This window comes from Streptomyces sp. NPDC051452 (assembly GCF_044454765.1).
Taxonomy (GTDB): domain Bacteria; phylum Actinomycetota; class Actinomycetes; order Streptomycetales; family Streptomycetaceae; genus Streptomyces.
The window spans coordinates 553,963-574,788 of the sequence record NZ_JBITEB010000003.1; the positions used below are offsets into that span (position 1 = coordinate 553,963).

A 20,826-nucleotide genomic window follows, 5' to 3' on the forward strand; every position below is an offset into this window, starting at 1 on the left:
AGATGCACATACGACGACACACGCGGACACTGCTCGCGGGGCTCGCCGCGACGGCCGTCCTGGCGGGCACGGCGGGGACGGCGGCCGCGGACGCCGGCACGCCCTCGGCCGCGCCGGCCGGGGACGGGGCGAAGGCGCTCTGCAAGCGGGTACCGAAGATCGACCGGCGTATCGAACGGGCCCTGAGGCGACTGGACGCCAAGGCGGGCACGCGCGGCTCGGTGGCTCGGCTGCGAAAGCGCGTCGACAACGCGAAGAAGGCGGGGCACACCGAGATCGCCACCTACCTGCAGAACCGGCTGACCACCCGCGAGTCCCTGCGCACCGATCTGCGGCAGCGGCAGAAGGATCTGACCGCCGTCAAGACGTGGTGCCAGGACCACGACGGCGGGAAGGCGGCGAGCTGATGCGAACCCGGCGGCCGGTGCCCGCGCTCGCGGCGGCCGCCGTCCTCGCGGCCCTGGTCACGGGCTGCGCCCACCAGGACGGCGCCTCCTCGCATCCGGCATCCGGTGCCTCGACGGCGCCTTCCGGCACGCCCTCGGGGTACGCGGAGATGAAGAGGAAGGTCGACGCGGCCGAGTCCGCGGCGGCCGCCGCGGACCGGGACGCGACCGGCGCGGCGGATCGGTGAGCGGGGTGGCGGGCCGCGTTCAGCGCTCGCCGCCCGGCACCCACAGGACGTCCCCGGTCTCCTTGTTCGCGTTGCGGGCCAGGATGAACAGCAGGTCGGAGAGGCGGTTGAGGTAGGTCGCGGTGAGCGGGTTCATCGTCTCGCCGTGGGCCTCCAGCGCCGACCAGGTGGAGCGCTCGGCACGGCGTACCACCGTGCACGCCTGGTGCAGGAGGGCCGCGCCCGGGGTGCCGGCCGGGAGGATGAAGGAGCGCAGTTTCTCCAGCCGCTCGTTGAAGCGGTCGCAGTCCGCCTCCAGCTTGTCGATGTAGAACTGCTCGACCCTCAGCGGCGGGAACCGCGGATCCTCCACCACCGGCGTCGACAGGTCCGCGCCCACGTCGAACAGGTCGTTCTGGACGCGGGTGAGGACCTGGACGACCTCCGGGTCCAGGTCGCCCAGCGCGATCGCGGTGCCGATCACCGCGTTGGCCTCGTTGGCGTCCGCGTACGCGGAGATCCTGAGGTCCGTCTTGGGCACCCGGCTCATGTCCCCGAGGCTGGTGGTGCCCTTGTCGCCGGTCCTGGTGTAGATGCGCGTCAGATTGACCATGCGACCAGCGTAGTTACGCCCCGGCGGTGCGGAAGACCCGTGTGCCCACTGTCACGGCGAGTGCCGCGAAACCCACGGCGACGAGGACGCCGTAGAGCATGTGTGTGCTGGTGTACTGCCCGACGTAGGCGTCGCGCACCGCGTCCACCAGATAGCGGAACGGCATGAAGTGCGAGAGCAGGTCCAGCCAGCCCGGGGCGAGGGACATCGGCAGCATCAGGCCGGACAGCAGCATCGACGGCATCGACACCGCGTTGATCAGCGGGCCGAACTCCTGCGGGGTGCGGACCTTCATCCCCAGCGCGTACGACAGCGAGGCCAGCGAGAGCGTGAGCAGCGCGACGAAGGCGAAGCCGATCAGGATGCCCGCGAGCGGTGCGCGCAGCCCCATCACCAGCGCGGCCAGCACCAGCAGCACCGCCTGGAAGACGAAGACCGTGGCGTCGCGCAGCACCCGGCCCAGCAGCAGGGCGAGCCGGCTCACCGGCGTCACCCGCATCCGCTCCAGCACCCCCTGCCCGTTCTCCATGATGACCGCAAAGCCGGCGAACAGCGCGCCGAACAGGCCGAGTTGCAGCAGCAGCCCGGGGACGAGCAGTTGCCAGGAGCTGCCCGTACCGCCCAGCGGCAGCCGGGTGAGCAGCGGGCCGAAGAAGACCAGGTACAGCAGGGGGGTCAGTACCCCGAAGAGCAGGGCGAAGCGGGAACGCAGGGACTGGCGCGCGTAACGGCCGTAGACGAGGGCCGTGTCGTGAAGAAGCATGTGCGGGGGTCCTGTACGGATCGGGGCCGTCATACGGCGAGGGGTGCGGTGCCGGCCGCCGGGGCGGGGGCGCGGCCGGTGACGGCGAGGAAGGTGTCCTGCAGCGTGGCGTCTGCCGAGCCGCCGTACTCCAGCTTGAGCGCGGCCGGTGTGCCCTCGGCGGCGACCACGCCCCGGTCCACGATCACCAGGCGGTCGGCCAGGGCGTCGGCCTCGTCCAGGTAGTGGGTGGTCAGGAAGACGGTGGTGCCGTCTGTGTCGCGCAGCCGGCGGACCAGGTCCCACAGGTCGGCGCGGCTGCCGGGGTCCAGGCCGGTGGTCGGCTCGTCGAGGAAGAGCACCTTCGGGCGGTGGGTGAGCGCCATCGCGATGTCCAGCCGGCGCCGCTGGCCACCGGAGAGGGCGCCGGTCCTGCGGTCGAGCAGCCCGGTCAGATCCAGCTCGCGGGCGAGTTCCGCGGCCCGCCGCGCCGCCTCGGTCCTCGTCAGGCGGTACAGCCGGCCCTGGGTGACCAGTTCCTCCCGCACGGTGATCCGCGGATCGACCCCGCCCGACTGGGCGACGTAGCCGATCGTCCGGCGCACCCCGGCCGGATCGGTCGCCAGGTCGTGTCCGGCGACGGTGGCGGCGCCGCCTGTGGGTCGGAGCAGGGTGGTGAGCATCCGCAGGGTGGTCGTCTTGCCGGCGCCGTTGGGCCCGAGGAAGCCGAGGATCTCGCCCTCCCGCACGGTGAGGTCGACGCATCTGACGGCCTCGACGGGCCCGGCCTTGGTGGGAAAGGTGCGGGCGAGGCCCGCCGCGCTGATGACTGCTGCTGGCATGCCCCCAGAAAAACAGAGTCCCTGCAATTTTGCAATGACTCCAAGTTTTGTGCGTACCCAGCGAAGTTAGGATGCGGGCATGGCAGAGGGGCTCAGGGAGCGCAAGAAGCGGCAGACCCGGCAGTACATCTCGGACGTCGCCACGGGACTGTTCCTGGAGCGCGGCTTCGAGGCGGTGACCGTCGCCGAGATCGCCGAGGCCGCCAACGTCTCCGTCAACACCGTCTACAACTATTTCCCGGCCAAGGAGGACCTCTTCTTCGACCGCTCGGCCGGCATCACCGACCGGCTCGCGCGCTGGGTCCGCGGCAGGCCCGAGGGCGAGTCGGCCGCCGCGGCGGTTTTGCGTGAATTGCGCGAGGAGGTCGCGGCCGTCTCCCCCCGGGTCGGCCTGCTGCCCGGGTACGCGGACTTCATGAAGGTCATCGAGGAGGCGCCCGCGCTGCGCTCCCGGCTGTGGGCGATCGCCCAGGAGGTGCAGGCCAACCTGGAACAGGTCCTGCGCGAGGAGACCGGCGCGGCCGAGGATGACGAACTGCCTCATCTGATGGCGGGTCAGATCGGCTGGGTGCACAGCACGGTCACCGCCGTCATCGGGCGCGAGATGGTCAAGGGCCGCGAACCGGGCGAAGTGTCACGAGAGGTGCTCGCCCTCCTCGACCAAATCGAGGACCTGTTGAGCGAGCGGGTCCTCAACTACGCCGTGCGTGCCACGCCCTGAGCGCGTGACGGGACCGCCGCGACAAGACGTGACCGGTGTCTCACGCCCTGAGACCGTGACACGCGTTACTTACCGCTCACACGGCACCGCCGGAGCGCTAGGGTCCGCCGGAGAAACAGACTTGGAGAGCGTTCTAGGGAGTCGGAGTGGCACGGAAGCTCGCTGTCATCGGGGCCGGTCTCATGGGGTCCGGTATCGCCCAGGTCGCCGCGCAGGCGGGCTGGGACGTCGTCCTGCGTGACGTCACCGACGAGGCGCTGAGGCGTGGCACGGACGGCATCAAGGCCTCGTACGACAAGTTCGTGAGCAAGGGCAAGCTGGCGGCGGACGCCGCCGAGGCCGCCCTGGGCCGGATCACCGCGACCACCGATCTGGACGCGGCCGCCGACGCCGACATCGTCGTCGAGGCCGTCTTCGAGAAGCTGGAGGTCAAGCACGAGATCTTCCGCGCGCTCGACAAGCTGGTGCGCGAGGACGCCGTACTCGCCTCCAACACCTCCGCCATCCCGATCACCAAGATCGCGGCGGCCACCGAGCACCCCGAGCGGGTCGTCGGCGTGCACTTCTTCTCGCCGGTGCCGATGATGCAGCTCGTCGAGCTGGTCCGCGGCTACAAGACCAGCGACGAAACCCTCGCCACCGCCCGGGAGTTCGCCGAGTCCGTCGGCAAGACCTGCATCGTCGTCAACCGGGACGTCGCCGGCTTCGTCACCACCCGGCTGATCTCCGCCCTCGTCGTCGAGGCGACCAAGCTCTACGAGTCGGGCGTCGCGACCGCCGAGGACATCGACCTCGCCTGCAAGCTGGGCTTCGGCCACGCCATGGGACCGCTCGCCACCGCGGACCTCACCGGCGTCGACATCCTGCTGCACGCGACCGGCAACATCTACACCGAGTCCCAGGACGAGAAGTTCGCGCCGCCGGAGCTGATGCGCCGGATGGTGGACGCCGGTGACATCGGCCGCAAGAGCGGGCAGGGCTTCTACACCTACTGAGAAGCATCGCTTCGTCGTACCCGGACCCGTCGGTACGAGGGAGCGGAACCCAGCCGTACGCACGTACGCCGGACATTCACCCCGGGGGCATCACCCCTGGGGGTGAATTCGGTATCGGTTCGCTTACAAGCAGCAACCGCACCGCCACTCACACAGTCAGACGGTGCACAGCACCGTCACGGAATACGCCAACCGCACTCAACGGGGAGCGCATATGTATATCAGGGGCGACCATGCCGAGCTGGTCGTCGGGGGCCGCCTCGACGTCCGCAGCGCGGCGGACGCCCGTACGGCCCTGCACGCGGCCGTCGACCACGGTGTCGGTGACCTGGTGCTCGACCTGTCCGCACTGGACTCCTGGGACGCCACCGGCCTCGGGGTGATCATGGGCGCCCACCGCCGGGCCGGCCGCTGCGGCCGCCGCCTGGTGCTGCGCGACGTACCCGCCCAGATGCAGCGCCTGCTGGTCGCCACCCGGCTGCACCGCATCCTCGCCGTCGAGGGCGGCATCGGCGTGGAGTCGCTGCCCAGGGTGTGACAACCCCGGCCCGGTGCCCGCCGGGCGACGGGGAAGAGGGGGGAGCGGCGGCCGCGGCGCGCGCCGCCGGCAATCCTCACAAGACCGTGACCTCTCGGAGCGCACGGCACCCCACCCTGTCGGAGAGACTGAACGAAGGTTTAGTGTTCGGTCGCCCGCCGCCTCGCGGGCCCTCGACCGAGCGGGCCCGGATCGGAAGCGACGGCGCGGTGTGCGGCAGGCCGGGACGGGCCGGACACGGGCACACGAACGCTTTTGGGGGGCTTGAACCCATGGACCCGAACATCCCGGGACCCGAGGAGCACGGACCGGCGTACAGTCGCCGGCCGCCCCGGGAATCCCTCACCTCCGACTTCGTCCCGAGCGTGCCCGCGCCCGCCCGTACGGCACAGCTCGTCTGCGGCGACCTGCTGCTGACCGTCAACCCGGTCGACGGAAGCGAGATAGAGCCCTGTCCGCCCGCCGACCGGCCCGGCCGCCCACGCAAGCGCACCCCGGCCGAGCGCGCCGACGCCGAACGCGCCGCCCGCCCGCCGGTGCCGCCCGGCCCCACACAGCCGGTGTACTCCCTGCTGGAGCGCCAGGACGAACGCGAGCGCCTGGTCCGGCTGCTGACCCGGGGCCGCTCGGTGCGGCTGACCGGCCCCGGCGGCTCCGGCCGCACCGCCCTCCTCGACCTGGTCGCCGAGGACTGCCAGGACCTCGCCCCCGACGGCGTGGTCCGTCTGAACGGCTTCAACCGCACGGCCGACGAGGTCGCGTCCGACCTCTTCCACATCGTCTACGACGCCCCACGGCACCGCCCGGACGCCGACGAGATGGCCGCCTTGCTGGGGGAGATCGGCGCGGTCGTCGTCCTGGACGACATCGAGTTCGGCGGCGGTGCCCTGGACGAGCTGCTCGACGCCACCCCCGAGTGCGCGTATCTGCTCGGTGCCACCCCCGATGTCCCCGCGCCGTCCGCCGAGGCGGAGATCGAGGAGGTCTTCCTCGGCGGCCTCGACCGCGCCGCGGGCGTGGAGATCCTGGAGCGGACCATCGGCCGTGTCCTCACCGAGGAGGAGGCCAACTGGGCGGGCGACCTCTGGTTCGAGTCCGAGGGGCTGCCGCTGCGCTTCGTCCAGGCCGGCGCCCTGCTGCGGCAGCGCGAGGAACAGCGGGTCAGCACCGGCGCGGTGGACGAGTACGGCGTCTTCGAGGACCTGCGTCCGGCGGCGGACATACCCGTCGACCTGGAGGAGGACATCCCGCTGCCCTCTCTCGGCGAGGCCGCGGCCCCCGCCCCGCTGCTCGCCTCCCGGCTCAGCGGCTGGGCCCGCGCCACCCTGCGCTTCGCCGTCGCCCTCGGCGGCGAACTGCCCCACCAGGCACACCTTCCGGCCCTTGTCGGCGACACCCACGCCGACGCCGCCCTCGCCGAACTGGCGGGCTGCGGACTGATCTCCCCGGTCGGCCCGCGATACCGCCTCGCCGCCGGGGTGCGGACCCAGCTGGAGGCCGCCGGATTCGCCGACGACGCCGAGGCCCGGGCCCTCGCCGCCGCCCAGCACTACACCTGGTGGGCCGGCCACCCCTCGGTCACACCCGAGCGGGTGTGCGCGGAGGCCGACGCGGTGCTGGCCGCGCTCGCCGCCGCCGTGCCGCAGACGTCCCCGGCCGCCGAGGGCGAGGAGGCCCCCGCCGTACGGCTCGCCCGGACGGCGGCGCCCGCGTTCGCCGCCGGGCTGCACTGGAGCGCCTGGGAACGGGCCCTGCGCTCCGGCTCGCAGGCTTCCCGCACGGCCGGTGAGACATCCGAACAGGCCTATTTCCACCACGAGTTGGGTGTCCTCGCGCTCTGCTGCGGACAGTTCGAACGGGCCCGCACCGAGCTGGAGGCCTCCATCGGGCTGCGCGGGGCGCTCGCCGACAAGCGGGGCACCGTGGCCGGCCGACGGGCGCTGGCGCTGGTCGCCGACCGCTCGGGCGAGGTGCCCGAACGCGCGGTCATGCAGGGCGAGGACGTGCCGGAGGTGGGGCGCGAGGACGCGGTGCCGCCGCTCCCCGGCCTCCCCGGCGACACCCTGGTCACCCGGCGGGCCCCCGCTGTCACCCCGTACGGCGGGCTCAGGCGGCTGGCCCGGCGCAACCTGGTGGCGGCCGGCTCCGGCGCGCTGCTCGCCGTCGTGCTCGGTACGGTCGTCACCCTCGGCATGACGTCCCACGAGAACGCGGGCGACAACCCGGCCGGCAAGGTCGACGTCAACCCGTCGGAGAGCCAGGACACGGACGACGGCGGCCTGGGCACGACGCCGCGCCGGCCCGCCGGCGACCACACCGGGACGGCGTCGGCCCGCACCACGGCACCGGGCCCCGGCGGCGCCCACGGCGCGACCGACGACCCGGCACCGCGTATCACGGTGACTCCGTCCACCGGACCGGGGTGGACGAAGGGGCCACGGCCCGGCAGTACGTCACCGAGGCCGTCCAAGCCGGAGACGACGAAGCCGGGTTCACCGTCCCCCACCAAGGAGCCGACCTCGCCCCCGCCGTCCTCGTCGCCGCCCCCCTCCGGCACCCCCACGCAGACGCCGTCCTCGACGGGCTCGTCCACCCCGTCCACGACGGACTCCGCGAGCGGCCCGGTGGCATCCGGCACCTCCGCCCCGACGGACGCGTAGAAGAGGACGACGGGGGTTCGCCTGCACGGCGATCCGGCCCGGCCGCCCCCCACAGGACACCACCGCTCCCGCCACCCGGGCCCAGTGCCGGGGTGGCGGGGGAGCGGGGTGTGCGGCGTCGCGAGGGGTGTTCGACGTCCGCGGGGCGGGAGAAGGGCGGTCGCTCCGCCTGCCCCGCCACCCCGGCGCACGCTAGCTGTATCGGTGGCGGGCGGCGCCGGGCCGTCCCGAGGCCCGCGGGGGCGCCGCCGTCCCGGCGCCCGGGCCGGGGAGGGTCAGAAGAGGCGGAGTTTGTCGTCCTCGATGCCGCGGAGGGCGTTGTAGTCCAGGATCGTGCAGCTGATGCCGCGGTCGGTGGCGAGGACGCGGGCCTGGGGCTTGATCTCCTGGGCCGCGAAGACGCCGCGCACCGGCGCGAGATGCGGGTCGCGGTTCAACAGCTCCAGATAGCGCGTGAGTTGCTCCACGCCGTCGATCTCACCCCGCCGCTTGATCTCGACCGCGACGGTCTGGCCGTCGGCGTCCCGGCAGAGGATGTCCACCGGGCCGATCGCCGTCATGTACTCGCGGCGGATCAGCGTGTAGCCGTCGCCGAGCGTCTCGATGCGGTCGGCGAGCAGTTCCTGGAGGTGCGCTTCCACGCCGTCCTTGATCAGACCCGGGTCCACGCCGAGTTCGTGCGAGGAGTCGTGGAGGATCTCCTCCATCGTGATGATCAGTTTCTCGCCCGCCTTGTTGACGACCGTCCACACACCCTCGTCCTCGCCCGCGCCCTCCTTCAGCGCGCAGGGCGGCGACATCCAGTTGAGGGGCTTGTAGGCCCGGTCGTCGGCGTGGATGGAGACGCTGCCGTCCGCCTTGACCAGGATCAGGCGGGGCGCCGAGGGCAGGTGGGCGGTGAGCCGGCCGGCATAGTCGACCGAGCACCGGGCAATGACGAGACGCATGGTCGGCAACGCTACTCGACGCCCGTCGGTGCGCGCGATCCGCCCGTCCCGCTCCCTGCCGATCGCACCAATTGTCCCTGGAAACTCTTGTTCATCCCTGGCCGATTGTGGGCGTAACGGGACCGTTCTATATACGCATTCTGCTGGTGTGGTCACCGACCGTTGCCTACCGTAGTGAACGGGAGGTCGCGGCGTAGGCACTGAGCGTGTTCGAACGTGCGCACTCCCTTTTCTGTCCGGCAACCCCCGCTGTTCGGGGGTGCGAGAGGAGAACCCATGTCGCTCGACGTCTCACCGGCCCTACTCGAACAGGCCGAGCGAGGCGAGGTCGACGAAGCAGCATTCGTCGACTGCGTCCGGACCTCCCTGCCTTACGCATGGGAGATGATCAGCTCCCTGGTGGCCCAGCTGAAGGTCGACGGCGGTCCCTTCGCCGACAACCAGACGCCCCCGCCGAACGAGCAGGCACGCGGTCAGCTGCTGCGCGCACTCGCGAGTGACGCCATCCGAGGCGCGCTGCAGCGGCACTTCGGGGTGCGGCTGGCCTTCCAGAACTGCCACCGGGTGGCCGTGTTCCCGCTGGACGCCTCGGTGGACGAGACGTTGGCACGCTTCACCTCGGCGCGCAATCAGTTGCTCAACCAGTCGCCGGAGCTCCGGGACTGCTGACGCGCGGCGTGGCCACGGCCGAGGTACGGCCGCCACATTCGAGCCGTTTGCTTGCCGCTCCACCCGCGGGAGGTGCCATCAGTACTGGGGCGGCAAGCCCCCCGGCCGGCTCGCGCGCCTCGGTCAGCGCAACCGGGGCAGCACCTCGGTGCCGAGACGCCGTAGGTTCTCCTCCGTGGCCGCGAGGTCGCCCGAGCCCTCCGTGAGGAGGGCGAAGCGGGAGATGCCGGTGCGTTCGGCGGTGGCCGCGAGCCGGTCGGCGGCGAGGCGCGGGGTGCCCACCGGGTGCAGCCCGCAGAGCAGTTCCGTGTACGCGTGCGGGTCGCGCATCGAGCGCGCCCGTCCGTCCACCGTCACATGGGCGTCCAGCCCCTGCTTCAGCCAGCCCGGCATCGCCTTGAGCAGGCTCTCCACGGCGTCCGGGCCCCGGTCGGCGAGCTGGCAGACCCCGGCCGACACATGGGCGGCCCCCGCGATCTCCTCGGCCGGCCGGCCCGCCGCGCGGGCGCAGCGCTGCCACAGGCCGACCATCTCGGCCTTCTCCTCGTCCCCGACGTGCATCCCGAGCAGCATGGGAAGCCCCTGTTCGGCCGCCAGCCGCACGCTCGCCGGAGAGGTGCACGCGATCACCACCTCGGGGCCCGGGGCGTCCGTCAGCGCCTCCGACGGACGGGGCACGACCGGCACCTCGCGGAAGGAGTACCGCTCGCCGGAGGCCGACACGGACGGCTCGCGCAGCCAGCGCAGCAGCAGATCGAGTGATTCGGGGAATCCTTGTTCGTAGGCCTCGAGGCCCGCCCCGAAGACCTCCAGGTCCACCCAGGGGCCGCCGCGGCCCACCCCCAGCGTGAACCGCCCGCCGCTCGTCACGTGCAGCAGCGCGGCCTGCTCGCCGAGGGCGACCGGGTGCGCGGTGGGCAGTACGCTGACCGCCGTACCGACGCGGATGCGCCGGGTCCGGCCGAGCAGCAGGGCGGCCAGGGTGACCGCCGACGGACAGGTGCCGTAGGGCACGAAGTGGTGCTCGGCCAGCCAGACGGCGTCCAGCCCGGCCTCCTCCGCGACCTCCGCCGAGCGCACCGCCCGGTACAGGGCCTCCCCCTGACCCTGGCCCGGGAACTGGGCGGCCAGCACAAAAGTTCCTACGCGCATCGCTCTTCCTGCTTCCTTGGCTCCGGCTCGGAGCTCCCCCACCGGGCATAACCGTCTGACACGTGCCCAGGACACGGCTTCGGCGAGGAGATTTGCGGATTGTCTGCAGAATGGGTCGCCCGGGAGGGGGACTTGTACGGTTTGGTGCCGTACGCGTATCCCTCGCGGCGGCGCGTAGGCTGGATGCAGCCCGTGCTCCCTGTATAGCCCCGAGAGGTGTCCCGTGTCCCCGCGTCGCAATCGACCGAAGGCAGCCGGAACGTCGGGCCGGAGCGCCGAGGACGACCAGGCCGGCCGGTACGGCGGCTGGCAGTCCACCGAGAGCTGGGGGGGCGAGGAGTGGAGTGTGCGCCATGTCGCCGGCGCCAGCGCCCAGGGCAAGACCTATCGCTGCCCGGGCTGCGACCAGATGATCGCCTCCGGCGTCCCGCACGTGGTGGCCTGGCCGGAGCACGTGGGCGTCGACGACCGCCGGCACTGGCACAAGGCGTGCTGGAACGCGAAGGACCGCCGCACCACGCGGGTGCAGCGGTCCCGTAACGCGCCCAGGTTCTGAGCCGGAGCCCCGGCCCCGGCCTGCCGGGCTGTCCGGCGCGGCTAGACGTCGCGGCTGTGGAGCAGGGCGTAGGCCCCTCCGTACGCGGCGGCCGTCACGACCAGCATGATCCACAGCGGGTCCCAGCCCGACGGGCCGGACTGGGTCAGCGAGTTGGCGTAGAAGACGCTCAGCTGGTTCGGGATCGAGTACTCGAACAGCCACTCCCGGAGCTTGCTGAGGGAGTCCGTGGCCATGAACAGCGCGAGCACCAGCGGGGCGAGCACCACGCCGATCATGATGGTGATGGCGCCCGCCGAATGCCGGATCACCGAGCCCATGAGGAGCGAGAACAGTCCGAGCAGCGCGATGTAGAGGCTGATGCCGACGGTGGCCTTGAGCCAGTCCCCGGCGCCGGGGGTCCGGGCGGCGGTGCCGTCCAGCAGGGACGCCTGGACCACGGCCACGAAGCCGGAGGTCACGAGGGTGACGACGAAGGCCAGGGCGACGAAGACGATCGACTTCGCGGCGAGCACCCGGGCCCGGCTGGGGCACGCCGTCATCGTCGTACGGATCATGCCGGTGCCGTACTCCGAGGCCGTGGTCAGCACGCCGAGCGTGATGATGCAGATGCTGCCGAGGAGCAGTCCGAAGAACCCGAACGACAGGGGGTTCTCACCGTTCAGGCTCGACGCGTCGGAGTGGGCCTCGACCAGCGTGCCGGCCAGCAGGCCGATGCCGACGACGAGCACCACGAAGACGCCGAGCGTCCACATCGTCGACCGCACCGACTTGATCTTCGTCCACTCGGAGGCCAGCGCGTGCCCGAGGTGGGTGCGCACCACGGGGATCGGCGAGGTGTACCCGGGGTACGGGCCGCCGGGCGCCGCCTGCCAGTCGGGCGCGGCTGCGGGGGCCTGCGGCATCGGGGGCTGGTGGGTGCTCATCGGGCGTCCTCGGGCTGGATGGTGTCGGAGGGGGCGGGAGCGGGGGTGGCGGCCGGGGGAGCGGCGGGCGCCTGCTGCGGCGCGGCCGGGGCGGCGACCGGCTGCTCCTGCGCGGGCTGCGCCGACTGGGGCGACTGCGCGGGCTGTGCCGACGGGGGCGACTGCGCGGGCTGCGCGGCCGACTGGGGCTGCGGCGTCTGCGGAGCCGGAGCGCTCTGCTGCGCGGCCTGGGCGGCCTGCTGGGCGTACGGGTTGGGGGCCGGGGCGCCGGGAGCGCCGTACGCGCCCGCCGGGGCGCCGCCGTACGGGCCCGTGGGCGCCGGGGACATCGTGAACGGCCGGCCGCCCTGCTGGGGCGGCGGCGGGGCGTACCAGCCCGGCTGGCCCTGGCCGGGCACCGGCATGGGCGGCTGGGCGCCGGGCGGCAGCGGCTGCTGGAGGCCCGCCTTCTGGTCGACGGTCGAGCGGTAGTCGACGGCGCCCTGCGTCATCCGCATGTACGCCTCCTCCAGCGAGGCCTGGTGCGGCGACAGCTCCCACAGCCGGACGCCCGCCTCGTGCGCGAGGTCGCTGATCCGGGGCAGCGGCAGCCCGGTCACGCGCAGGGCGCCGTCCTGCTCCGGCAGGACGTGGCCACCGGCCTCGGTGAGCGAGGAGGACAGCTTCTCGCGCAGCTGCGGCTCGGTGTCCGGCGTACGCACACGGGCGAAGTCCGCCGAGTTCGCCGAGATGAAGTCCCGCACGCTCATGTCGGCGAGCAGTTGCCCGCGCCCGATCACGATCAGGTGGTCGGCGGTCAGGGCCATCTCGCTCATCAGGTGCGAGGAGACGAAGACCGTACGGCCCTCGGCCGCGAGGGCCTTCATCAGGTTGCGGACCCAGTGGATGCCCTCGGGGTCGAGGCCGTTGACCGGCTCGTCGAACAGCAGCACCTGCGGATCGCCGAGCAGCGCGGCGGCGATGCCCAGACGCTGTCCCATGCCGAGGGAGAAGCCCTTGGAGCGCCTCTTCGCCACTTCCTGGAGGCCGACGACCCCGAGCACCTCGTCCACCCGGCGGGCCGGGATGCCCGACAGCTGGGCGAGGCTCAGCAGGTGGTTGCGGGCGCTCCGGCCGCCGTGCACGGCCTTGGCGTCGAGCAGCGCGCCGACCTGCCGCGGGGCGTTGGGCAGCCTGCGGTAGGGATAGCCGCCGATGGTCACCGAGCCGGACGTGGGGTTGTCCAGCCCGAGGATCATCCGCATCGTCGTCGACTTGCCCGAGCCGTTGGGCCCGAGGAAGCCGGTGACGGCTCCCGGCCGCACTTGGAAGGAAAGGTTGTACACGGCGGTCTTGTCGCCGTAGCGCTTGGTCAGGCCTACAGCCTCGATCATGCTCCGCACCCATCGAAAGGTTCAGGACAGCGGGGCACACGCCCCCGTAAGGGTTAGGAGGATATCGAGGCGCTGACGGTTCCGCCCAAAGGAAGGTAAAGCCCAAAGCACTACGGGGTGTGACGTGGGCCTCTACTGGGCGTCCCGCCTCTTGAGGAGGACGTAACCGCCCGCGAGCGCCGCGACCACCCACAGTGCCATGATCCCGAGGCCGCCCCAGGGACCGTACGGGGTGTCGTCGCCGACCCTGGGCACCACCTGCATGATCCGGCTGCCCGCCTGGTCCGGCAGGAACCGGCCGATCTTCTTCGTGGCGTCGACGTTGCCGAGGATGTTGGAGATCAGGAAGAAGAACGGCATCAGGATGCCGAGCGACAGCAGCGGCGAGCGCAGCATCGCGGCGATCCCCATGGAGAACATCGCGATCAGGGCCATGTACAGACCGCCGCCGAACACCGCGCGCAGCACGCCGGGGTCGTCGATCGCGGTCCGGTAGGGGCCGAGCATCGCCTGGCCGAGGAAGAACGCGGCGAAGCTCGTCACCATCCCGACGGCCAGCGCGAGCGCGGTGGCCACCGCGATCTTGCCGAACAGGAAGGTGGCGCGCTGCGGCACGGCGGCCAGCGAGACCCGGATCATTCCGGTGCTGTACTCGTTCGAGACGACCAGCACGCCGAAGACGATCATCGCGAGCTGGCCGAGGGTCATGCCCGCGAAGCTGACGACCGTGGGATCGAAGGAGAGCCGGTCCCGCACGGGCATGTCGTCGTACTGGCTCCTCGACAGCGCGGAGATCAGCATCCCGAGGACGACGGTGACGACCACGGCCAGCGACAGCGTCCACAGTGTGGACGCCACCGACCGAATCTTGGTCCACTCGGACCGGATGACCTGTGCGGCCGCCATGCCTCACGCCCCTTTCCAGCCGGCGCCCCAGTCCGGTGCGGCGGGGCCGTCCGGGCCGGCGCCGGGCCCGGGACCGGAGTGCGCGTGGTACTCCACCGACCCCGCCGTCAGCTGCATGAACGCCTCCTCCAGCGAGGCCTGCCGGGGACTCAGCTCGTGCAGCACGAGTCCGCTGCGTGCCGCCAGTTCGCCGATCCGCTCGGCCTTGCCGCCCTCCACCTCCAGGGCTTCGCCGCCCGTCTCCACCACCGTGATCCCGGCCTGGTGGAGCACGTCGAGCAGGCGTTCGCGCTGCGGGGAGCGGATGCGGACGTACGCCCGCGAGTTCTGCCGGATGAAGTCGGCCATGGAGGTGTCCGCGAGCAGCCGGCCCTGGCCGATGACGACCAGGTGATCCGCCGTCAGTGCCATCTCGCTCATCAGATGGCTGGAGACGAAGACCGTCCGCCCCTGGGCGGCCAGCGACTTCATCAGGTTGCGGATCCAGTGGATGCCCTCCGGGTCGAGCCCGTTGACCGGCTCGTCGAACATCAGGATCCGCGGGTCGCCGAGCAGCGCCCCGGCGATCCCGAGCCGCTGTCCCATGCCCAGCGAGAACCCCTTGGCCTTCTTCCGCGCCACCGCCGTCAGCCCGACGGTGTCCAGCACCTCCGCCACCCTCCGCCGCGGGATCCCGTTGCTCTGGGCGAGGCACAGCAGGTGGTTGTAGGCGCTCCGGCCGCCGTGCACGGCCTTGGCGTCCAGCAGGGCGCCGACGTACGTCAGCGGGTCCCTGAGCCGGTCGTAGTGGGTGCCGTCGATCCGTACGTCGCCGGCGGTGGGATGGTCGAGCCCGAGGATCATCCGCATGGTCGTGGACTTACCGGCGCCGTTGGGCCCGAGGAACCCGGTCACGATGCCCGGTCTGACCGTGAACGTCAGGTGGTCGACGGCCACCTTGTCGCCGTACCGCTTGGTCAGCCCCGTCAACTCGATCATGCGGCCACGCTAGGACGGGCCCCGGGGCCCTGCCACTCGGGCGCCGGGCGGTCGCGTCAGCCCGTACGCCGGATCCGGATCGGACCCCGGGCCGTGTCCGGGTCCACGGGGGAGCCGTGTTGGGTGATCTCCACCAGCCCCCGAGCGGCGAGCCGGGCCGCGGCCCGCCGCACCGGCTCCATCAGCTCCCGCCAGCCCTCACCCGCCGACGGGTCCACCGCGCGGGCCACGTCGGAGGGGCAGACGGACTTACCCGGTGCCCTCTGGTCGAGCAGCCCCAGAACGGCATCCTCGAGATCCCGATCACCAACGGACACCACGACCCCTTCCCCACGACGCCCCCCGCCCAAGCGCCCCGGCCCCCTCCATCCAGGCTAAGCGCCCCAGCGCCCTGGCGGCCTCGCCCGGGACGCCCGCTCGGTAAGCCGTTCAGCCAGCCGGAAGGGGCGGCGGGAGCAGGTCCCGTCGCCCCTTCCGGCGTCGTCCGGCCGGCGGAGGTTACCGGGTCTGCTGCGCCGGGACGCCTCGGGAGATCGGCTCGTCGTCGGTGGACGTGCCGGCCGCGGCCACCGCGGCGCCGGTCAGCGTGGCGAGCATCTCGCGGACGTTCGTCAGCTGGGCGTTGATGGAGTCGCGGCGGTTGGTGAGGGCGGCCAGCTCGCGCTCGGATTCCGAACGGATGCGGTCGGCCTTGGCGTTGGCGTCGGCCACGATGTCCTCGGCCTGGCGCTGGGCCGTCTCCACCGTCTGGCGGGCGCGGCGCTCGGCGTCCGTGCGCAGCTTCTCCGCCTCCAGGCGCAGCTGCTCGGCCCGGTGCTCGATCTCGGCGAGACGCTTCTCGGCCTTCTGCTGACGCGAGGCCAGGTCGCGCTCGGACTGCTCGCGGCGCTTGGCCAGGTTCGTCTCGAAGTCGGCGGCGGCCTGCGCGGCCTTGGCGCGGGTCTCCTCGAAGAGGGCGTCCGCCTCCTCGCGCTTGGACTGCGCGTCCTTCTGCGCCTCGGAACGCAGCTGCGAGGCGTCGGCCTTGGCCTTCTCGACGATCCGGACGCCCTCGTCCTCGGACTTGGCCTTCCGCTCGGCCGCGTAGGTCTCGGCGTCGTTGCGGACCTGCTGGGCCGCCGACTCGGCGAGGTCCCGGTGCTGCTCGGCCGCCCGACGGGCCTCCTCACGCAGCTCCTTGGCCTCTTCCTCGGCCAGGCGCAGGATCTTCTCGACCCGCGCGCCGAGACCCGCGTACGACGGCTCGGCGTCGGTGACCTGGGCCTGGGCGTTCTGCGTCTCGAGGTGCAGCTCCTCGATGCGCTTTTCCAGGGCGGTGATACGGGCGAGAGCACTGTCACGGTCGGAGACGAGCTTGGAGATACGTTCGTCCACCTGAGCGCGGTCGTACCCACGCCGCACAAGCTCGAAGCCGTAGGGGGAAGTGTCGCTCATGGGATTCCTGTCGAATGAGACCGGTGAGGTGATAGGTGGAATCCTAGGGGCCGAAGCGGTGTGTCATCGAGCGGATACGTGTTTGATCTGGAGAATGACACCTCTTTTGAGTGGCTGACGGGCGCACGGCTTGCCAAGGACCCGGGCAAAGCCCCCAGAAGACACCGGAACGCCTCTTTCGCGCTAGCCGTCTGACGACTTGCCACCCGATCGAGGGGCGCCCACGGTCGCGCCCGCCTTGACACCGCCGTCCTTGCCGCCACCCGGGGCCTCGAAGGACTCCAGCGCCTCCAGGACGTCCTGCACCCGGGAGATCTCGGCGTTGATGTCCTCGCGCCGGCGCACCAGGACCTCCAGCTCGCGCTTGCCCTCCTCGACCGTGCGCCGCGCCTCGCGGATCGCCTCGGCCTTCAGCTCCTCGGCCTCCTTGACGAGGCTGGCCTTCTTCAGCTCGGCCTCCTTGAGCAGACCCTCCGCCTTCTTCACCGCGGCGATACGCACCTTGCCCGCCTCGGAGTCGGCGTCGGACAGCACCTCCTTGGCCTTGGCCTGCGCCTTGGCGTGCTGTTCCTCGGCGGCCTTGATGAGCGCGTCGCAGCGGTCGCCGGCGGTCCTCATGGTCTCGGCGGCCTCCCGGCGCGCCCGCTCGTGCAACTCCTCGACCTCGCCGGTGATGCGGTCGCGCAGCTCCTCCGCCCGCTCCCTTATCGCCGTGGCGTCCCGGCGCGCACCGACCAGCAGCTCGTCGGCGTCCGTACGGGCCCGCTCCACCAGGGAGTTGCCCTCGACGGTCGCCTCGGAGACGATCCGGTCGGCCTCGCTGCGGGCCGCGCCCACCATCGTGTCGGCCTGCGACTCGGCGTCCGCGGTGGTCTTCAGCGCCTGCTGCCGCGCCTCGCTGAGCAGCTTGTCCGCCTCGGCCGCGGTCTCCGTGATGAGCGTGTCGACCTGCTCCGCCGCCTCCGAGCGCCGCTTGTTGGCGTCCTTGCGGGCCTCGTCCAGGGTCCGCTCGGCCTCCTCGCGCGCGGAGTTGACGAGCCGTTCGGCCTCCGCCTCCGAGTCCGCCTTGAGCCGGTCGGCGTCCGCGCGCACCCGCTCGGCGTGCTGCTGGGCCGAGCCGACCGTCTCGGCGGCCTCGGCACGCAGCCGCTCGGCGTCCCCGGTGGCGTCCCCGATCAGCTGCTCGGCGGTCGCCACCGCCTCCGCACGGACCCGGTCCGCCTCGCCGAGCGCCTCGGTGCGCACGCGCTCGGCCTCGGCCGCGGTCTCCGCGCGCAGCCGCTCGGCCTCCGCGACCGTCTCGTTCTGCAGCCGCTCGGCCTCGCTGCGGGCCTCGGTGATCAGGGTGTCGGCCTGGGTCGCCGCGTCGGAGCGGATCCGGTTGGCGTCCTCGCGGGCGTCCGCCCGGGTACGGGCCGCGGCCTGGTCGGCCTCGGCGAGCGCGTCGGACGCCTCGGTGCGCACCCGCTGGGCGTACTCGGAGGCGTCCGAGCGCAGCCGCTCGGCCTCCGTGATCGCCTCCGTGACCGTCCGCTCGGCCAGCGCCTTCGCGGCCTCGGACTCCTCGTTCGCCTCGTGCCGGATACGGCCGGCGTCCTCGCTGGCCCGCTCCCGCTCGGCGTAGGCGTCGGCGCGGACCCGGTCCGCCTCCTCCTCGGCCTCGCGGCGGGTACGGTCCGCCACGTGCTCGGCGGCCGAGCGCAGTCCGGCGATCTCCTCCTGCGCCTGCTCGTGCAGCCCGGCGACGGAGTCCCGCACCTGCTGGGCGTGCTGCTCGGCGGCGGAGACCATCTCGCCGGCGCGCCGGTCGGCCTCCTCCACCAGGCGGATCGCCTCGGCCTGCGCCTCCTCCACGCGCCTGCGGGCGGACGCCAGCAGCTCCTCGCTCTGCTCGCGGGCGCGCTGACGCTCCTGGTCGGCCTCCTCGCGGGCGCCGCCGAGGAGTTCCTCGGCCTCGCGGCGCCGCCGTGCGGCCTCCTCCTGCGCGGCGGCCAGCGTCTCGGACGCCTCGGTGCCCAGCCGTTCGGCGGCGGCCTGCGCCTCCGCGCGGACCCGGTCGGCGCTCTCCTGTGCCTCCGTCTTCAGCCGCTCGGCCTCGGCGGCGGCCTCCGAGCGCAGCCGTACGGCGACGGTCTCGCCCTCGGCGCGCGCGGCGGACGCGTCGGACGCGGCCTCGTCGCGCAGCCGGTCCGCCTCCGCCGCGGCCTGCTGCTGGAGCGTGCGGATCCGTTCGGCGGACTCCGCGCGCAGGCGCTCGGTCTCCTCGGCGGCCTCCCGGCGGATCCGGGAGGCCTCCTCGCGGGCGTCGGTGAGCGCCTGCTCGGCGGAGGCCAGCCGCTCCTGGCTCTCCGTCTGCAGCCGCGTCAGCTCCTCGGCGGCCTCGGCGCGGCGGGCCTCGACGGCACGCTCGGTCTCCTCGCGCAGCTCGCGCGCGGCCCGCTCGGCGTCCGCCCCGACCGCCTCGGCGCGCTCGGCGGCCTCGTCGCGCAGCCGCTCGGCCTCCTTGCGGGTGCGCTCCAGGGTCTCCTCGGCCTGCCGGCGCAGTGCCGTGGCGCGCTCGATGGCCTCGGTGCGGACCTTCTCGCTGTCGGCGGTCGCCTTCTGCCGCAGCTCGTCGGCGTCCGCCTTGGCCTTGGCCAGCAGTTCCTCGGCGGACTTGGCCGCCTCCTCGATCTGCGCCACCGCCTCCCGGCGGGCCTCGGCGCGGATCGACTCGCCCTCGGCGACCGCGTCCGCGCGCAGCTGCTCGGCCTCGCCGCGCAGCCGCCGGGCCTCCTCCTGGAGTTCGACCGTCTTGGCGCGGTACTCCTTGGTGTCGTCCTTCGCCGCGCCCTTGAGCTGCTCGGCGATGTCGTGCGCCTCGGCCCGCAGCCGGTCCGCCTCGGCCTCGGCCTCGGTGCGGATCCGCTCGGCCTCCTCGGCGGCGGCCCTGGTGGTCTTCTGGGCGTCCTCGGACGCCTTGTTCAGCACGTCCTCGGCGGTCCGGGCCGCCTTCGACAGCTGGCTGGCCGTCTCCTCGGCGGTGATCGAGCGGGCCTTCTCGGCGGCCTCGGCGACGATCTTCTCGGCCTCGGCCCGCGCGTCGGCGACCAGGTGCTCGGCCTCGGACTTGGTGTTCTCGGCCTCCTTGGTGGCCTCCTCGACCAGCCGGGCGACCTGCTCCTTGGCCGTGCGGGTACGGGTCTCGTTGGCGGACTCGGCGCTCGCGAGGGCCTTGGCGGCGGCCTCCTTCGCCTCGGTGACCACCTTCTCGGCCTCGGCCTGCGCCTTGCGCAGCGCCTCCTCGGCCGCCGTCATCCGCTCCTCGGCGGCCCGGCTCAGCTCGGCGGCCTGCCGACGGGCGCTGTCCGACTCGCTGACGGTTGCGGTGCGCAGCTGCTCTGCGTGGTCGGTGGCCTCCTGCGCCTGGGTGGAGGCGGCGTTCAGCAGCCGCTCGGCGTCCGTGCGGGCGCGGCGCAGGATCTGCTCGGCCTCGGCGCGGGCGGCCTCGGCATCGCTCTGCAGCCGCTCCCGGGCCTCCCGGGTGAGCCGCTCGGCCTCCGCGCGGGCGGCGGCCATGGCCTGCTCGGCCTCGGCGCGCGACTCGTCCAGCAGCCGGCGCGCCTGCTGCTCGGTGCGGGCGCGCAACTGCTCCGCCCAGGCCACGTTCTCGTTGACGTGCGACTCGACGGTGGAGCGGCGCTCGGCCAGCTCCTGGTCGAGCTGCTGGCGCCGGGTCACGGCCTCCTGGTGCAGCTCCGCCTGGAGACGGGCGGCCTGTTCGGCGTGCTCCTGCAGGATGCGCTGGGTCTGCGCGCGGGCCTGGCTCAGCTCCCGCTCGGCGTCCTGGCGCAGCTGCTCCGCCTGCATCTGGGCGTTGCGGAGCAACTGCTCGGCCTGGTAGCCGATGTCACCGCCGTCGTAGGCGGGCCGGGTCATGAGGGTGCGGCGCGCCTCGTGCAGCTTGGCGCGCAGCACCTCGACCTGGTAGCCGAGGTCCTCGGCGTGCTGGATCGCCTTTTCCCGCTCGGTCTTCAGCCGCTTCATCTCGGCCTCGAACCGAGAGAGGTGGTCGACGTCAGCCGCCGGCTCTCGCTCCTGGCTCTCGTAGCCCCGCACTGCGCGGTCCCATCCGTCCCCTGGTCAGCTTCTTCGACGAGCTCCGTCCATCCGCCGAACGGG

General features: G+C 72.7%; 20 protein-coding genes. 8 read left to right on the top strand and 12 right to left on the bottom strand.

Annotated elements, in window-relative coordinates:
* The first annotated feature begins 2 nt into the window (after positions 1 to 2).
* Together ACIBA9_RS11930 and ACIBA9_RS11935 are read left to right on the top strand one after the other, a co-directional pair.
* On the top strand, positions 3 to 407 hold the full coding sequence (locus ACIBA9_RS11930) for a hypothetical protein (protein ID WP_399361991.1): 405 nt from the start codon (positions 3 to 5) through the stop codon (positions 405 to 407).
* Complete coding sequence (locus ACIBA9_RS11935; RefSeq protein WP_399361993.1) at positions 407 to 634, top strand: hypothetical protein; 228 nt, start codon at positions 407 to 409, stop codon at positions 632 to 634. Before ACIBA9_RS11930 ends, ACIBA9_RS11935 begins: the two co-directional genes overlap by 1 nt.
* A 19-nt stretch (positions 635 to 653) precedes the next feature.
* Here ACIBA9_RS11935 and ACIBA9_RS11940 read toward each other — a convergent pair whose 3' ends face one another.
* The 3 genes from ACIBA9_RS11940 to ACIBA9_RS11950 are packed head-to-tail and all read right to left on the bottom strand — an operon-like array spanning position 654 to position 2,810.
* Positions 654 to 1,226: a cob(I)yrinic acid a,c-diamide adenosyltransferase gene (locus ACIBA9_RS11940; protein WP_362163067.1), complete on the bottom strand. Its 573-nt coding sequence runs from the start codon at positions 1,224 to 1,226 to the stop codon at positions 654 to 656.
* A gap of 13 nt (positions 1,227 to 1,239) precedes the next feature.
* The gene (locus ACIBA9_RS11945; RefSeq protein WP_399361995.1) at positions 1,240 to 1,989 is read right to left on the bottom strand and encodes an ABC transporter permease; all 750 of its coding nucleotides are present in this window, start codon (positions 1,987 to 1,989) and stop codon (positions 1,240 to 1,242) included.
* Positions 1,990 to 2,018: 29 nt separating this feature from the next.
* Positions 2,019 to 2,810 carry an ABC transporter ATP-binding protein gene (locus ACIBA9_RS11950; protein ID WP_399361997.1) on the bottom strand — a complete coding sequence of 264 codons (792 nt, stop codon included), beginning with the start codon at positions 2,808 to 2,810 and terminating at the stop codon, positions 2,019 to 2,021.
* A 79-nt stretch (positions 2,811 to 2,889) separates the two neighbouring features.
* On the opposite strand from ACIBA9_RS11950, the gene ACIBA9_RS11955 reads away from it, so the two are divergent.
* The 4 genes from ACIBA9_RS11955 to ACIBA9_RS11970 all read left to right on the top strand — a co-directional run bounded on the left by ACIBA9_RS11955 (position 2,890) and on the right by ACIBA9_RS11970 (position 7,724).
* Positions 2,890 to 3,531: a TetR/AcrR family transcriptional regulator gene (locus ACIBA9_RS11955; RefSeq protein WP_399361999.1), complete on the top strand. Its 642-nt coding sequence runs from the start codon at positions 2,890 to 2,892 to the stop codon at positions 3,529 to 3,531.
* 146 nt (positions 3,532 to 3,677) lie between these two features.
* The gene (locus tag ACIBA9_RS11960; RefSeq protein WP_393900212.1) at positions 3,678 to 4,526 is read left to right on the top strand and encodes a 3-hydroxyacyl-CoA dehydrogenase family protein; all 849 of its coding nucleotides are present in this window, start codon (positions 3,678 to 3,680) and stop codon (positions 4,524 to 4,526) included.
* 214 nt (positions 4,527 to 4,740) lie between these two features.
* Positions 4,741 to 5,064 (top strand): STAS domain-containing protein, encoded by a 324-nt coding sequence (locus ACIBA9_RS11965; RefSeq protein WP_362163059.1) that lies wholly within the window; start codon positions 4,741 to 4,743, stop codon positions 5,062 to 5,064.
* A 272-nt stretch (positions 5,065 to 5,336) separates the two neighbouring features.
* Positions 5,337 to 7,724, top strand: coding sequence for an ATP-binding protein (locus ACIBA9_RS11970; RefSeq protein WP_399362002.1), 2,388 nt, complete (start codon positions 5,337 to 5,339; stop codon positions 7,722 to 7,724).
* A gap of 275 nt (positions 7,725 to 7,999) precedes the next feature.
* Here the strand turns inward: ACIBA9_RS11970 and nucS are convergent, their stop codons facing one another.
* Complete coding sequence (nucS, locus tag ACIBA9_RS11975; protein WP_399362004.1) at positions 8,000 to 8,671, bottom strand: endonuclease NucS; 672 nt, start codon at positions 8,669 to 8,671, stop codon at positions 8,000 to 8,002.
* A gap of 276 nt (positions 8,672 to 8,947) precedes the next feature.
* Here nucS and ACIBA9_RS11980 point away from each other — a divergent pair, with 276 nt between their 5' ends.
* On the top strand, positions 8,948 to 9,340 hold the full coding sequence (locus tag ACIBA9_RS11980) for an SCO5389 family protein (RefSeq protein ID WP_362163053.1): 393 nt from the start codon (positions 8,948 to 8,950) through the stop codon (positions 9,338 to 9,340).
* 123 nt (positions 9,341 to 9,463) lie between these two features.
* On the opposite strand, the gene ACIBA9_RS11985 is transcribed toward ACIBA9_RS11980, so the two are convergent.
* Complete coding sequence (locus ACIBA9_RS11985; RefSeq protein WP_399362006.1) at positions 9,464 to 10,492, bottom strand: LLM class flavin-dependent oxidoreductase; 1,029 nt, start codon at positions 10,490 to 10,492, stop codon at positions 9,464 to 9,466.
* Positions 10,493 to 10,715: 223 nt separating this feature from the next.
* Here ACIBA9_RS11985 and ACIBA9_RS11990 point away from each other — a divergent pair, with 223 nt between their 5' ends.
* The gene (locus ACIBA9_RS11990; RefSeq protein ID WP_399362008.1) at positions 10,716 to 11,048 is read left to right on the top strand and encodes an ATP/GTP-binding protein; all 333 of its coding nucleotides are present in this window, start codon (positions 10,716 to 10,718) and stop codon (positions 11,046 to 11,048) included.
* Positions 11,049 to 11,089: 41 nt separating this feature from the next.
* On the opposite strand, the gene ACIBA9_RS11995 is transcribed toward ACIBA9_RS11990, so the two are convergent.
* The 7 genes from ACIBA9_RS11995 to scy all read right to left on the bottom strand — a co-directional run bounded on the left by ACIBA9_RS11995 (position 11,090) and on the right by scy (position 20,763).
* Positions 11,090 to 11,974: an ABC transporter permease gene (locus ACIBA9_RS11995; RefSeq protein WP_399362010.1), complete on the bottom strand. Its 885-nt coding sequence runs from the start codon at positions 11,972 to 11,974 to the stop codon at positions 11,090 to 11,092.
* Positions 11,971 to 13,347 (bottom strand): ABC transporter ATP-binding protein, encoded by a 1,377-nt coding sequence (locus ACIBA9_RS12000; protein WP_399362012.1) that lies wholly within the window; start codon positions 13,345 to 13,347, stop codon positions 11,971 to 11,973. Before ACIBA9_RS12000 ends, ACIBA9_RS11995 begins: the two co-directional genes overlap by 4 nt.
* Before the next feature lie 132 nt (positions 13,348 to 13,479).
* Positions 13,480 to 14,253: an ABC transporter permease gene (locus tag ACIBA9_RS12005; RefSeq protein WP_399362014.1), complete on the bottom strand. Its 774-nt coding sequence runs from the start codon at positions 14,251 to 14,253 to the stop codon at positions 13,480 to 13,482.
* A 3-nt stretch (positions 14,254 to 14,256) separates the two neighbouring features.
* Positions 14,257 to 15,231, bottom strand: coding sequence for an ABC transporter ATP-binding protein (locus ACIBA9_RS12010; protein WP_399362016.1), 975 nt, complete (start codon positions 15,229 to 15,231; stop codon positions 14,257 to 14,259).
* A 56-nt stretch (positions 15,232 to 15,287) separates the two neighbouring features.
* Positions 15,288 to 15,548, bottom strand: a complete 261-nt coding sequence (locus ACIBA9_RS12015; RefSeq protein ID WP_399362018.1) for a DUF3253 domain-containing protein — start codon at positions 15,546 to 15,548, stop codon at positions 15,288 to 15,290.
* Positions 15,549 to 15,729: 181 nt separating this feature from the next.
* Positions 15,730 to 16,665 carry a cellulose-binding protein gene (locus ACIBA9_RS12020; RefSeq protein ID WP_362163037.1) on the bottom strand — a complete coding sequence of 312 codons (936 nt, stop codon included), beginning with the start codon at positions 16,663 to 16,665 and terminating at the stop codon, positions 15,730 to 15,732.
* Between the two features lie 183 nt (positions 16,666 to 16,848).
* Complete coding sequence (scy, locus tag ACIBA9_RS12025) at positions 16,849 to 20,763, bottom strand: polarized growth protein Scy (protein ID WP_399362021.1); 3,915 nt, start codon at positions 20,761 to 20,763, stop codon at positions 16,849 to 16,851.
* Positions 20,764 to 20,826: the final 63 nt, after the last annotated feature.